Source organism: Streptomyces sp. NPDC047982 (genome assembly GCF_043204165.1).
Taxonomy (GTDB): domain Bacteria; phylum Actinomycetota; class Actinomycetes; order Streptomycetales; family Streptomycetaceae; genus Streptomyces.
The window spans coordinates 1-13,448 of record NZ_JBIDBS010000035.1 but is presented as its reverse complement, the minus strand read 5'-3'; the positions used below and the strand labels follow the sequence as shown (position 1 = coordinate 13,448).

The window sequence follows — 13,448 nt, the reverse complement described above, 5'->3', positions numbered from 1 at the left end:
CGCTGATATCAAGTGCTTTTTTTGTGATTGTTCCGATCAAACATGGATGTTTGGGCGCCTGTTTGTGATCCATGCTGATCGATATCGAACGCTTATTTCATTTTCCGGGCGTCCCGGACTCCCCGGACCCCCCGGACGGATCGGGTCCGCCCGGCCCTCAAGGCCCCTCGGACCCGCTCGGCCTCTCGTCCGTCCCGGCCGGTCCTTGGCCTGTCCCAGCTGTTCCTTCGGGTGTTTCGGCCGGTCCTTGGGGTGTTTCGGCCGGTCCTTGAGGTGCTCCGGGTGCTCCGGGTGTCCCTGATGCGCCCGGCGCCCCCGATGCTCCCGATCTCGTACGGTGCCAGCGTCTGAGCAGGCCGTCAGGGACCTCCTCGGCGGTGAGCGCGTAGATCAGGTGGTCCCGCCAGTCGCCGTCGATGTGGAGGTAGCGGGGGCGCAGGCCCTCCTCCCGGAAGCCCAGCTTCTCGACGACCCTCCTGCTGGGCCGGTTCTCCGGGCGGATGCACACCTCGACGCGGTGCAGTCCCACCCGGCCGAAGCAGTGGTCGACGGCGAGAGCCACCGCGGTCGGCATCACGCCGCGGCCTGCCACCTCCCGGTCGACCCAGTAGCCGATGTGACCCGAGCACATCGACCCCCAGGTGATCCCGGCGACCGTGAGCTGACCGACCAGCCGGCCCTGGTACTCGATGGCGAAGGGCAGCATCCGGCCCGCGCCGGCCTCGGCGCGCAGGTGGCGCACCATCTGACGGTATGTGGGACGCCGGGCCACCGGTCCGCCCGGCGCGGGCGGCGGCACTGTCGCCTCCCAGGGCCTCAGCCAGTCGCGGTTGCGCTGGTTGACCTCGCGCCACATGCGCTGGTCACGCATCCTCACCGGGCGCAGGGTGATCTCGCCGTCGGTGAGGACCACCGGCCAGGTCGGAACGTTCAGTTCGGGCTCCCGAGTCGGGGGTGATCGCCGCCGCGCAACTGGTCGACGGCGTGCGCCAGGAGGCGTTCGAGGACGGCGAGGCCGTCGCGCACCCCGCCGGTGGAACCGGGCAGGTTCACGATCAGCGTGCCGCCCGCGACACCGGCCAGCCCCCGGGAGAGCGCGGCGGTGGGCACCTTGTCGCGGCCCTCGGCACGGATCGCCTCGGCGATGCCGGGGATCTCGTGGTCGAGTACGCGGCGGGTGGCGTCGGGGGTGCGGTCGGTGGGTGAGATGCCCGTACCGCCGGTGGTGACGATCACGTCGTACCCGGCGGACACGCCGTCGCGCAGCGCCCGTTCGACCGGGTCGCCGTCGGGCACGACCTGCGGGCCGTCGGCGGCGAAGCCGAGCCGGGTGAGCGCCTCGATGATGAGCGGGCCCCCCTTGTCGGCGTAGACCCCTGCGGAGGCGCGGTTGGAAGCGGTGACGACGAGGGCCGTGTACGGGGCGGTCGGTGCGCCGCCATGCGACGCGTCGCCGGGCGAGGGCCCAGGCCGACCTGTTCCGGTCGGCTCGCCCTTGTGGGACGCCCCGCCCTTCGGGTCCGGGCTTCCGGACGCCTCGGCCCTCTCGTCCGGCCCGCCGGGGGTGATGCCGGGGGGCGTCGGGTCCTCGTCGGCCGCGGGGCCGGCTCCGGAAGCGCTCATGCGTCCGTTCCGTCCGCATCGGCGAGCCGGGGGCCGTCGGAGGGGCCGGTGGACCCGGGGGCGTCTGACGTGCCGGTGGGCCCGGGATCGCCGGAGGGGCCGGTGCGGCGGTAGTCGCCCGACGTGCCGCCCGACTTCTCCTCGACCCGTACGTCCGTGATGACGGCCGACTTGTCGACCGCCTTGACCATGTCGATCACCGTGAGCGCGGCGACGGAGACCGCGGTCAGGGCCTCCATCTCGACGCCGGTGCGGTCGGTCGTCCGCACGGTGGCGGTGATCTCCACCGCGTCGTCGGCGACTGCCAGGTCCACCTCGACACCGGAAACGGCCAGCGGGTGGCAGAGCGGAATCAGGTCGGGGGTGCGCTTGGCGCCCATGATCCCCGCGATACGGGCGGTGGCCAGGGCGTCGCCCTTGGGCACGCCCTCGCCGCGGAGCAGTTCGACGACGCGCGGCGAGACGAGGACGCGGCCGCCGGCGCGCGCCACCCGCGCGGTGACATCCTTCCCGGAGACGTCGACCATGCGGGCCGCGCCCCTGTCGTCGATGTGCGTCAGCCTGTTCTGCGTACTCAACTCACTCCGCCTCGCGGTAGGGCGCCGGTTGCCCGCTCGGCCCGCACCGGGGTGCGGGCCCGGGGCCCGGGGTCGTCCCCGGGAAGGCACAGCAGCAGATACCGTACCGCCACCGCCCGGGGATCAGCGGAGCAGGACCACCTCGGTGTCGGTGCCGGGCTCGGCGGACGTGACGTCCTCGGGCAGCACGATCAGCGCGTCCGCCCGGGCGAGGGCCGCGACCAGATGCGATCCGGCGCCCCCGACAGGGGTGACCGTGCCGGCCTCCACGTCGTACGAACCACGCAGGAACTGGCGGCGCCCGGCTGGCGAGGACAGCGCCTTGTCGGCCTTCAGCGTGGCCCGGACGGTGGGGCGGTACAGGTCCGCGAGACCCATCAGGGCGCGGATCGCGGGCCGCACGAACAGCTCGAAGGAGACGTACGCCGAGACCGGGTTGCCCGGCAGCGCGAGCAGCGGCGTGCGATCGGGGCCGATCGAGCCGAAGCCCTGCGGCTTGCCCGGCTGCATGGCGATCTTGCGGAAGTCGACCCCGCCTGGCTCGTCCGCGTCGCCCACCGACGAGAGGGCCTCCTTGACGACGTCGTACGCGCCGACGCTGACGCCTCCTGTCGTGACGACGATGTCCGCGCGGATCAACTGGTCCTCGATCGTGGCGCGGAGCGCGTCGGGATCGTCTGTGACGGCGCCCACGCGGTAGGCGATCGCCCCCGCGTCCCGGGCGGCGGCCGTCAGGGCGAAGCTGTTGGAGTCGTAGATCCGGCCACCGGTCAGTTCCTCGCCAGGCTGCGCGAGTTCGGCTCCCGTCGAGATGACGACGACGCGCGGCCGGGGCCGCACCTTCACCGTCGCACGGCCGATCGCGGCGAGCAGCCCGATCTGAGGCGGGCCGATCACCGAACCGGCGGGCAGGGCCAGTTCGCCCGGCCTCACGTCGCTGCCGCGGTCCCTGACATGAGCGCGGGCCTCGACGGGGCGGTGCACGCGGACCTCGCCGCCCGCGCCCTCGGGGGCGTCGCGGTGGGCGCGCATGGCGTCGGCGGGGCCGCCGCCCGTACCGCCGTCGGTCCACTCGACCGGGACCACCGCCTCGGCACCCGCCGGCAACGGGGCACCGGTCATGATGCGGGCGGCCTCGCCGGGGCCGACGCTCCGGCCGTCGGGCAGCCCGCCGCTGCCCGCCGCGATGTCGCCGATGACGGTGAGCACCACGGGGAACTCCTCGTCGGCGCCCTCGACATCGGCGACCCGGACCGCGTACCCGTCCATCGCGCTGTTGTCGAAGGGGGGCAGGGCGATCTCCACGAAGACGTCCTCGACGAGGACGCAGCCCTGGGCGTCGTGCAGTTGCAGCTCGATGGGTTCGAGCGGGCGCACCGCGCCGAGAATGTCGTCCAGGTGCTCGTCCACCGACCACATCGTGCTGCTCAAAGTGCTACATCTCCTCGGTGACGTAACTGCGGAGCCAGTCCCTGAAGTCCGGACCCAGATCTTCACGTTCGCACGCGAGTCTGACAATGGCACGGAGGTAGTCGCTCCGGTCGCCTGTGTCATAGCGGCGCCCCTTGAAGACGACGCCGTGCACCGGGCCGCCCGCCTTCTCGTCCTCGGCAAGGAGCTGGAGGGCGTCGGTGAGCTGGATCTCCCCACCGCGGCCCGGCTCGGTCCTGCGCAGTATGCCGAAGACGGCGGGGTCCAGTACGTAGCGGCCGATGATGGCGAGGTTGCTGGGCGCCTCGCCCGGCTCCGGCTTCTCGACCAGGCCCGTGACGCGCACCACGTCGCCGTCGGGGCCGGGTTCCACGGCCGCGCAGCCGTACATGTGGATCTGCTCCGGCGCGACCTCCATCAGCGCGACGACACTGCCGCCCTCGCGCTCCTGGACCTCGACCATGCGGGACAGCAGCGGGTCGCGCGGGTCGATCAGGTCGTCGCCGAGGAGCACCGCGAACGGCTGGTCGCCGACGTGCGGCGCCGCGCACAGCACCGCGTGGCCGAGACCGCGTGGGTCGCCCTGCCGTACGTAGTGCATGGTCGCCAGGTCGCTCGACTCCTGGACCTTCCGGAGCCGGTCGGCATCTCCCTTGCGGGTGAGGGCGGACTCCAGTTCGTAATTGCGGTCGAAGTGGTCCTCCAGGGGACGCTTGTTCCGGCCGGTGATCATGAGGACGTCGGAGAGCCCGGCGGCCACGGCCTCCTCGACGACGTACTGGATCGCGGGCTTGTCGACGACAGGCAGCATCTCTTTGGGAGTGGCCTTGGTGGCCGGCAGGAAACGGGTGCCGAGCCCTGCGGCCGGGATGACGGCCTTGCTGATCCTGCGGTGCGACATAGTCATGCGCAGAACGATAACCGGCGCGCATGGGCGGAAGATGAGGGTCCGGTTAACTTTGCACGCCTATATGCACATACGAGAGGTTCAGGGTACCCGTTGAACAGCGAGATGTCCGAAAAGGCCCGTCTGAGGCGTGAACTGCTCGCCGCTCGACGTCTTCTGACCGAGGAAGACGTCGAAAACGCCGCGGCGGTTCTGTCCCGGAGCGCATTGGATCTTCCGGAGCTCGCCGGGGCGCGTACCGTCGCCGCCTATGTCTCGGTCGGGAGCGAGCCGGGCACCCTCGTGCTGCTGGACGCGCTGCGCGCGCGGGGCGTACGGGTGCTGCTGCCGGTGCTCCTGTCGGACAACGACCTGGACTGGGCGGCGTACGAGGGGGCCGACCGCCTGGTCCGGGCCGGGCGCGGGCTGCTGGAGCCGGATGGGGAACGGCTGGGGCGGGACGCCGTGGTGGAGGCCGACGCGGTACTGCTGCCGGGGCTCGCGGTGGACGCGCGGGGGATGCGGCTCGGGCGCGGCGGCGGCAGCTACGACCGGGTGCTGGCCCGGCTCACGGCGGCGGGGGCGAGTCCGGCACTGATCGTCCTGCTGTACGCCGACGAGGTGGTCGCACGGGTCCCGGTGGAGCCGCACGACCACCCCGTGGACGTGGTGGTGACCCCGGCCGCGACCCACCGGACGGAGCGCACGGAGCCCGGGACGCGTCGTACGGGGCACTGAACGAGCGGCGCAGAGCCCTGGACGGGCGGCAGGGAGCCAGGGAACCGGGGAGCGCTGAACGAACCGTTCGGCACTTCGGACGGGGCCCACAGCCTGAAGGCCGGGACCTCTCACGGATGAGAGATCCCGGCCTCCTACGCCCCGTAGGGTCCGATCACGGCCTGACGGTCGAGCCACGGCCCGACGGCCGGGTCACGGACCTGAGCGTCAGGTCACGACCTGAGGGTCAGGTCACGGCTTGAGGGTCAGGGTGTCGGTCGTCGACTTGCCGACCGCGTTGGTCCCGAAGGACCAGTCGAGCAGTTCGCCCTTGACCCACTTGTCGGTCTGGTCGGTGTAGTGGGCCGCGTACGCGTGGCCGGAGGCGCCCGTCAGGTTGATCCAGCGGGACTTGTCCCAGTCACCCACGTTGACCACCATCCGCATCGACGGCACCCAGACGACCTCGTAGCCGCCCGCCGCGTTCCAGCCGGTGGCGTTCACCGCGGCCTCGCCGCCGCCGAGGTTCCACGGGCCGCGGTTGAGGAGCCGCTGAAGCAGATCGGGGCCCTCGGTGCCGAGGGTCTGGTTCTTCAGGTTCAGCTGGTGCAGCCGGCCCCAGCTCCAGGTGCTGATGTCCTTGCCGAGCTTGGCGGTCAGCTCCCAGCAGGCGTCCTCCATGGCGCGCGCGAAGAGTTCGTCGCGGGTCTCGGTCGCCTCGTCTCGGACGCTCTTCGGCGTCTTCCACCAGTCGCTCTTCGGGTCGTCCATCAGCTCGGCGACCACCCGGTACCAGCGGTCACCACCGTCCGGCTGCGCGGAGTCCGGGGCGCGCTGCCCGCACTCGCGCACCAGCTTGCTCTGCTCGTCGACCGGGCCCGAGTTGTCAGCCCGGCGCACGTTGAGGCATTCGCCCTCGACCCGCAGTTCCTTGGGCAGCTTGTCCCCGAAGGCCAGCTTGAGGATGTTGCGCCAGACCGCGTTGAAGTACGCGGCCGCGGCCGAGTCGGGCTCCTGGGTGGAGTCCCAGCCCTCCAGCAGCTTCTGCGCCTCACGGACACTCTTGTCCGAGACGTTGATCTTCGTCAGCTCTGGCACCAGCAGCGCGGCGATCTCGCTGTGGTTGTCCATCTGCATCTTCTGCATGTCTTCGGTCGAGATCTTCCCGCCGTCCTTGATCTTCAACTTGATGAGCTCGTTGATCCGCTGGCTGCGGGAGCCGTAGCCCCAGTCCTTGGTGAGCAGGTGGGCGTACTTGTCGTCGACCACGGGCTGGTTGGCGGTGACGATGTAGCCGCGCTTCGGGTTGTACTCGTAGGGCAGCGCGTCAAACGGGATGGGTTCCTTCTCCCAGCCGTACTCCGAGGACCAGCCGGGGGTGGGCATCGCGCCGTCGCCCTTCTTGCGGACCGGGATCTTTCCTGGCGCCTGGTAGCCGATGTTGCCCTTGGTGTCGGCGTAGACGAGGTTCTGCGACGGCACGTCGAAGAGCTCGGCGGCCTTGCGGAAGGAGGTGAAGTCCTTGGCCCGGTTGAGCGCGAAGACCGCGTCCATGGAGCGGCCCGCGTCCAGCGCTGTCCACTTGAGGGCGACCGCGTAACCGTCGGACCGGTCCGGGGCGACGCCCTCGACGGGGGCCTTCTGGCCGACCTTCTCCAGCTCGCCGCTGCGGTCGGAGACCACCGGACCGTTGTTCGTCTCGCGGATGGTGATCGTCCGGCTCTTGCCGCCCGCGACCTTGATGGTCTCGTCGCGGACGACGAACGGCTTGACCTTGCCGTCGTACAGGTAGCCCTCGTCCGAGACCTTCTCGAGGAAGAGGTCCGTGACGTCCGCACCCAGGTTGGTGAAGCCCCAGGCGATGTCCTGGTTGTGGCCGATGATCACGCCGGGCATGCCGGAGAAGGTGTAACCCGCGGTGTCGTACTGGCACTTCGCGCTGGTCTCGCGGCAGTGCAACCCCATCTGGTACCAGAGCGAGGGCAGTTGCGGCGCCAGGTGCGGGTCGTTGGCGAGCAGCGGCCTCCCGGTCGTCGTGTACTTCCCGGAGACCACCCAGGAGTTGGACCCGATGCCGTTGCCGTTCGGGCCGAGCAGCGCCGGGATCTCGTCGAGGGTGTCGGCGAGCGAGGCGAGCTGGGTGCTCATGCCCTCGGCGGCGCCCTGCGCGGTGGCACCCGGCATGCCGGTGCCCTGCGTGCCGGTCTCCTGCCCCTCGGTGCCCTGTCCGGTGGCCCCCTGCGCGGTGTCCGAGTCGGTGTCGGACGAGGACGGGGTCGCCTCCGGGTCGAACTTCCCGGTCACCGAGGAGACCGCACCCTTCTCGACGATCGGCTTGTGCGTCTCGTACGGATAGTCCGGGTACAGGTCCTTGATCTGCTTCTCGTCGAGCCTGCTGGTCATCAGCGAGCGGTCGATCTCGTCCTGCATGTTGCCGCGCAGGTCCCAGGCCATCGCCTTGAGCCAGGCCACCGAGTCGACCGGGGTCCACTCGCTCGGCTTGTAGTCGTTGGTGAAGCCGAGGGCGGCGTACTCGACGGAGATGTCCTTGCCGTCGCGCCCCTTGAGGTAGGCGTTCACGCCGTCCGCGTAGGACTGGAGGTTCTTCTTCGTCTCCTCGGACAGGACCTTGTCGTACTCCTCCTGGGCGACCTTGCGCCAGCCCAGGGTCCGCAGGAAGGCGTCCGTGTCGACCTGCCCGGCTCCGAACATCTCGGAGAGCCGACCGGCCGTCATGTGACGGCGGACGTCCATCTCCCAGAAGCGGTCCTGCGCGTGGACGAAGCCCTGGGCGCGGAAGAGGTCGGCGTCGGAGTCCGCGTACAGCTGCGGGATCCCGTAGGCGTCGCGCTTGACCTCGACGTCCCCGTCGAGACCGTCGAGCTTGATCGACCCGGTGGTCTGCGGGTACGAGGCCCGCACGGTCGACACGGACCAGAAGGCGCCGTATCCGATACCCGCGACGAGCGCCAGCACCAGAGCGATCACGATCAGGCGGGCGCGTCGCCCCTTCTTCCTGCCGGTCTTCCCACCGGCGGAACCGGTGGTACCGGAAGGGGCGGTTGTGTTGGCGGGCATCGCTGTCCTTCGAGGGGCAGGTGGTCCTGGGAGTGCAGGAGCAACCATAGGCGCAGAGGCCGGGCCGCCCTGACGCGGTATCGGGATGGTTCCAGTTCCACAGCGGTCGTCAGCGATCATACGAATGAACGAGCGCGTCAAGAAAGCGTTAAAGATTAGGTAAGGTAACGAAGTACCGACCGCCAACGGCCGATGCCGAGGAGCGATCCACCCGAGCCGGCGAAACCGCTCGAACCGGTCGATTTGGCAGGCGCACGCAGGGAAGGAACGGCCACTGACTATCCAGACGCTCAACGAACTCCTGCTCGTCTGCTCGCTCGTGCTGCTCGTCGCGGTGGTGGCGGTGCGCGTCTCGTCCCGCAGTGGGCTCCCCAGCCTGCTCCTTTATCTGGGCATCGGGATCGCCATGGGGCAGGACGGCTTCTTCCATGTGAAGTTCAACAACGCGGAACTGACCCAGGTGATCGGGTATGCCGCACTTGTCGTGATCCTCGCCGAAGGCGGTCTGGGCACGAAGTGGAAAGAGATCAGACCCGCACTGCCGGCCGCCGCGATGCTCTCGCTCGTCGGTGTCGCCGTGAGCGTCGGCGTCACCGCGGCCGGTGCGCACTATCTGGTCGGTCTGGACTGGCGACAGTCGCTGATCATCGGCGCGGTCGTCTCGTCGACGGACGCCGCCGCGGTCTTCTCGGTGCTGCGCAAGGTGCCGCTGCCCGCCCGGCTCACGGGTGTCCTGGAGGCCGAGTCCGGCTTCAACGACGCCCCCGTGGTGATCCTGGTGGTGGCCTTCTCCGCCGAGGGGCCGGTGGAGAGCTGGTACGTCCTGGTCGGAGAGATAGCCCTGGAGCTCGCGATCGGCGCGGCCATAGGGCTCGCCGTCGGCTGGCTCGGCGCGTTCGGGCTGCGCCATGTCGCACTGCCCGCGTCCGGCCTGTACCCGATCGCCGTGATGGCGATCGCGGTGTCCGCGTACGCGGCGGGCGCACTGGCCCATGGCAGCGGCTTCCTCGCCGTCTACCTGGCCGCGATGGTCCTCGGCAACGCCAAGCTGCCGCACTGGCCGGCCACCCGCGGCTTCGCGGACGGGCTCGGCTGGCTGGCCCAGATCGGCATGTTCGTGCTGCTCGGGCTACTGGTCACACCACATGACCTGTACGACGACTTCTGGCCCGCGATCATCGTGGGGCTGGTGCTCACGATGGTGGCGCGCCCGCTGGAGGTCTTCATCTCACTGGCGCCGTTCCGGTTGCCCTGGCAGGAGAAGGTGTTCATGTCATGGGCGGGGCTGCGTGGCGCCGTCCCCATCATTCTGGCGACCATCCCGATGGTGTCGGGCATCGAGGGCTCCACCCGGATCTTCAACATCGTCTTCGTGCTCGTCGTCGTCTACACCCTCATCCAGGGGCCGACCCTGCCCTGGGTGGCGAAGGCCCTGAAGATCAGCGAGGACCCGGCCGAGGCCACCGACCTGGGCATCGAGTCGGCGCCGCTGGAGCGGCTGCGCGGCCATCTGCTCTCGGTGGCCATCCCCGGCAGGTCGAAGATGCACGGCGTGGAGGTCGGGGAGCTGCGCCTGCCCGCCGGGGCCGCGGTCACGCTCGTCGTACGGGACGGGAAGAGCTTCGTACCGGCGCCTTCGACCGTGCTGCGGCGCGGCGACGAACTGCTCGTGGTCGCCACCGACCCGGTACGCGACGCGGCGGAGCAGCGGCTGCACGCGGTCGGCGCGGGCGGCAAGCTCGCGGGCTGGCTGGGAACCACCGACACCGGCGGGGGGAGCCTGGCCAGGCCCCATATGCCCCGTGTGGCGCACGACGTGGCACACGCGTGGAAGGCCGCGACGAAGCGGGGGAAGACGGACGGACCGAGAGCTCGCCACTGAACTCTGCACGTGGCGTGCGCGGCGTAGGTGGTGTACGTGAGGTGTTGGGATGTATGTGGCCTGCGGGGCGTGTGCGACGGACGCAATGAACGTGCTCGTGTGCGGCGTACATGATGCACGCGACGTACACGGCGAATGCGGCGTACACAGTGAATGCGACGAATGCGCTGGATGCGATGGATGCGATGGATGCTCAGGGTGGGGCCCGCGAGGACGCCGGTTGTATCATGCGGAAAGTCCGACCGGTCTCACCGCGAGGCCGTGGACCCGCTTGACCACATCGAACGACCGACTCTGCCTGATGCAGAGCTGGCGCGACCGTATGGCGGTCGTGGCGTCCTCCGCCTCTGCTGAGCGCCCGGCATCTACCGCAGTTCCGCGCGAAGAGGACAGCTCTCGGCAGCTCCCGCCCGAGCCCGCACCACCCGTGTCGGCCCGGCCCCGCGGGCGCTCGGCCACCAGGCGGCGGAAAGGCATGGGCCGTGGCGTCCACGGTCACCGAACGCCCTGGTTACGGGCAGTTGCTGCGCACCCCGGGTGCGTGGACATTTCTTCTTCCGGGTTTCGCCGCACGGCAGCCTTTCGCGATGCTGACGATCGGCATCGTGCTGCTGGTCCAGCACACCACCGGCTCGTACGGCAGCGCGGGCGCCGTCGCCGCCGTGACCGGTGTGTCCATGGCCCTGTTCGCGCCGCAGACCGGCAAACTCGCCGACCGCTTCGGCCAGCGCGCCGTGCTGCTGCCCGGTGTCCTGGTGCATGCGGCGTCCGTGTCGGCGCTGACGGCGCTGGCCCTGGCCGACGGGCCCCTGTGGGCACTGTTCGCCGCTGCCGTGCCGACCGGTGCGTCCGTTCCGCAGGTCGGCCCGATGGTGCGGGCCCGCTGGGCGGCCGTGCTGGGCGCGGCTCCGGGCCGCGAGGCATCACCCCTGCTGTCCACCGCGGCAGCCTTCGAATCGGTGACGGACGAGTTCACCTTCGTCATCGGCCCGGTGCTCGCCACCGCGCTGTGCACCGGTGTGCACCCGGCGGCCGGCCTGATGGCGGAGGCCGGACTGACCCTGGTCGGCGGTCTGCTCTTCGCCGCCCAGCACCGTACCCAGCCGCCGGTGCGCGCCACCGATGGCGACTCCTCCGAGCGGCACGCTTCCGCCCTGTCCGTACCGGGCGTGCGGGTGCTCGCGGTGGCGTTCCTGGGGATCGGGTCGGTCTTCGGTGGCATGCAGGTCTCGCTGACCGCGTTCGCCGAGGAGATAGGCCACCCCGGCGCGAACGGTCTGCTGTACGGGATCTTCGCGGCCGGCAACATGCTGGCCGGGATCGCCTGCGGCGCCATCGCCTGGCGGAGCGGACCGCGGCGTCGGCTGATCGTCGGGTACGCGGCGCTGGCCCTGACCGCGTCCACGCTGTGGGCGGTGCACTCCGTGGTCCTGCTCGCCGGGCTCGGACTGCTGGCCGGGCTCTCCATCGCCCCGGCCCTGATCGGCGGTTACACGCTGGTCGAGACGCTGGTTCCGGGGTCCGCCCGGACCGAGGCGTTCACCTGGCTGACGGGCTCGGTCGCGCTCGGCCAGGCGGCCGCGGTGACGGTCGCCGGGCGGCTCGCCGACGCGCACGGCGCGAGCGCCGGCTTCCTGGTGCCGCTGGTGGGGACCGTGCTGGCGCTGGCGACCCTGGTGACACTGGGTTCGCGGCTGACACATACCGCTGCGGGGCGGACCGTGACACGTGGCGTGGGTCACCGGATGTCGGTCACGGTGGACTGAGCCGACGGAATACGTCACTATGGAACGTCGTTAGCACTCATTGAGTGAGAGTGCCAGGAGGAGCAAGTGCCGACCTATCAGTACCAGTGCACCGAATGTGGCGAGGGCCTCGAGGCGGTGCAGAAGTTCACCGATGACGCCCTGACCGTATGCCCGAGCTGCAACGGACGCCTCAAGAAGGTGTTCTCGGCGGTCGGTATCGTCTTCAAGGGCTCCGGTTTCTACCGGAACGACAGCCGTAGCTCCTCGTCGAGCAGTTCCCCGGCGTCGTCCTCGACCAAGGGCTCGGGTTCCGCTTCGGCCGATTCCTCGTCCTCGTCTTCCTCGTCGACGGGGTCCGACTCGAAGTCGTCCGCCGCCTCCTCCTCGTCCGCCGCGTCCTCGTCCTCGACGTCCTCGGCGAGCGGTTCGTCGGCCGCCTGAGCCGGAACGCCCCGGGCTTTTCCCGGATTGCGCGCGTTCGCGCGTTCGTTGAGCATCCCGAGCTCTCTGAGTTTCCTGAGGACCCCACCGCTCCGTTCGGTGGGGTCCTTCGGCGTTTTCGACCGCCGCTAGTGTGATCGCATGGTGAACGCAGAGATCGGTGTCATCGGCGGTTCGGGCCTGTACTCCTTTCTGGAGGACGTCACGGAGGTGCGTGTGGACACCCCGTACGGACGGCCGAGCGACTCCCTCTTCCTCGGCGAGGTCGGTGGCCGCCGGGTCGCCTTCCTGCCCCGCCACGGACGCGGCCACCACCTGCCGCCGCACCGCATCAACTACCGGGCCAACATGTGGGCGCTGCGCTCCGTCGGTGTACGTCAGGTGCTCGGCCCGTGCGCGGTGGGCGGACTGCGCCCGGAGTACGGGCCGGGCACCCTGCTCGTGCCCGACCAACTGGTGGACCGCACCAAGACCCGGACGCAGACGTACTACGACGGGGAGCCCCGGGCCGACGGCACGGTGCCGAACGTCCTCCACCTGGGCTTCGCCGATCCGTACTGCCCCGCGGGCCGCAGGGCGGCGCTGACGTCGGCTCGTGCCAGGGACTGGGAGCCGGTGGATGGAGGCACGCTGGTCGTCGTCGAGGGACCGCGCTTCTCGACCCGGGCGGAATCGCGCTGGCACGCGGCGATGGGCTGGTCGGTGGTTGGGATGACCGGGCATCCGGAAGCCGTTCTCGCCCGTGAACTGGGCCTCTGCTACACGACGATGACGCTGGTGACCGACCTGGACGCGGGGGCGGAGGCCGGGGAGGGCGTCTCGCACGACGAGGTGCTGAAGGTTTTTGCGGCCAATGTGGACCGGCTGCGCGCGGTGCTCTTCGACGTCGTGGCCGCTCTGCCCGCGGAAGCCGACCGCGACTGCCCGTGCTCGCATGCGCTGGACGGTCTCGACACAGGGTTCGACCTTCCTTGACATCCTCGCCCCCGTGAAGGAGGGCGATTCCCGTCTACCGCGCCGTTGAAGGCTGCGGTGTCGGGTGGGTTCCCGCTTCGCTGCGCGGT

General features: G+C 70.3%; 10 protein-coding genes and 1 pseudogene. 5 read left to right on the top strand and 6 right to left on the bottom strand.

The features are described 5' to 3' along the window. Positions 1-280 precede the first annotated feature (280 nt). From ACGF2V_RS29655 to galU, 5 genes and pseudogenes are all read right to left on the bottom strand, one after another. Positions 281-913, bottom strand: a pseudogene (locus ACGF2V_RS29655) (GNAT family N-acetyltransferase); the annotation flags it as partial. 17 nt (positions 914-930) lie between these two features. Further along, positions 931-1,569 (bottom strand): molybdenum cofactor biosynthesis protein B, encoded by a 639-nt coding sequence (locus ACGF2V_RS29650; protein WP_389045870.1) that lies wholly within the window; start codon positions 1,567-1,569, stop codon positions 931-933. Positions 1,570-1,619: 50 nt separating this feature from the next. After that, positions 1,620-2,201, bottom strand: a complete 582-nt coding sequence (moaC, locus tag ACGF2V_RS29645) for a cyclic pyranopterin monophosphate synthase MoaC (protein WP_362710720.1) — start codon at positions 2,199-2,201, stop codon at positions 1,620-1,622. Between the two features lie 123 nt (positions 2,202-2,324). Beyond that, entirely contained in the window at positions 2,325-3,632 is a 1,308-nt protein-coding gene (gene glp / locus ACGF2V_RS29640; RefSeq protein WP_362710723.1) for a gephyrin-like molybdotransferase Glp, read from the bottom strand. A 4-nt stretch (positions 3,633-3,636) separates the two neighbouring features. Continuing rightward, positions 3,637-4,539, bottom strand: coding sequence for a UTP--glucose-1-phosphate uridylyltransferase GalU (galU, locus tag ACGF2V_RS29635; RefSeq protein ID WP_362629701.1), 903 nt, complete (start codon positions 4,537-4,539; stop codon positions 3,637-3,639). Between the two features lie 105 nt (positions 4,540-4,644). Between galU and ACGF2V_RS29630 the strand changes: the two genes are divergently transcribed. Beyond that, positions 4,645-5,256 carry a 5-formyltetrahydrofolate cyclo-ligase gene (locus tag ACGF2V_RS29630; RefSeq protein ID WP_362629736.1) on the top strand — a complete coding sequence of 204 codons (612 nt, stop codon included), beginning with the start codon at positions 4,645-4,647 and terminating at the stop codon, positions 5,254-5,256. A gap of 231 nt (positions 5,257-5,487) precedes the next feature. On the opposite strand, the gene ACGF2V_RS29625 is transcribed toward ACGF2V_RS29630, so the two are convergent. Next, positions 5,488-8,313, bottom strand: a complete 2,826-nt coding sequence (locus ACGF2V_RS29625; protein WP_362710725.1) for a penicillin acylase family protein — start codon at positions 8,311-8,313, stop codon at positions 5,488-5,490. 334 nt (positions 8,314-8,647) lie between these two features. Here ACGF2V_RS29625 and ACGF2V_RS29620 point away from each other — a divergent pair, with 334 nt between their 5' ends. The 4 genes from ACGF2V_RS29620 to ACGF2V_RS29605 all read left to right on the top strand — a co-directional run bounded on the left by ACGF2V_RS29620 (position 8,648) and on the right by ACGF2V_RS29605 (position 13,359). Then, positions 8,648-10,195, top strand: coding sequence for a potassium/proton antiporter (locus ACGF2V_RS29620; RefSeq protein ID WP_362629733.1), 1,548 nt, complete (start codon positions 8,648-8,650; stop codon positions 10,193-10,195). A gap of 482 nt (positions 10,196-10,677) precedes the next feature. Beyond that, positions 10,678-11,961 carry an MFS transporter gene (locus ACGF2V_RS29615; protein ID WP_362710727.1) on the top strand — a complete coding sequence of 428 codons (1,284 nt, stop codon included), beginning with the start codon at positions 10,678-10,680 and terminating at the stop codon, positions 11,959-11,961. A gap of 66 nt (positions 11,962-12,027) precedes the next feature. After that, the gene (locus tag ACGF2V_RS29610) at positions 12,028-12,384 is read left to right on the top strand and encodes an FmdB family zinc ribbon protein (protein WP_362710730.1); all 357 of its coding nucleotides are present in this window, start codon (positions 12,028-12,030) and stop codon (positions 12,382-12,384) included. A 141-nt stretch (positions 12,385-12,525) separates the two neighbouring features. Further along, positions 12,526-13,359, top strand: coding sequence for an S-methyl-5'-thioadenosine phosphorylase (locus ACGF2V_RS29605; protein WP_362629689.1), 834 nt, complete (start codon positions 12,526-12,528; stop codon positions 13,357-13,359). The last annotated feature ends 89 nt before the right edge of the window (positions 13,360-13,448 follow it).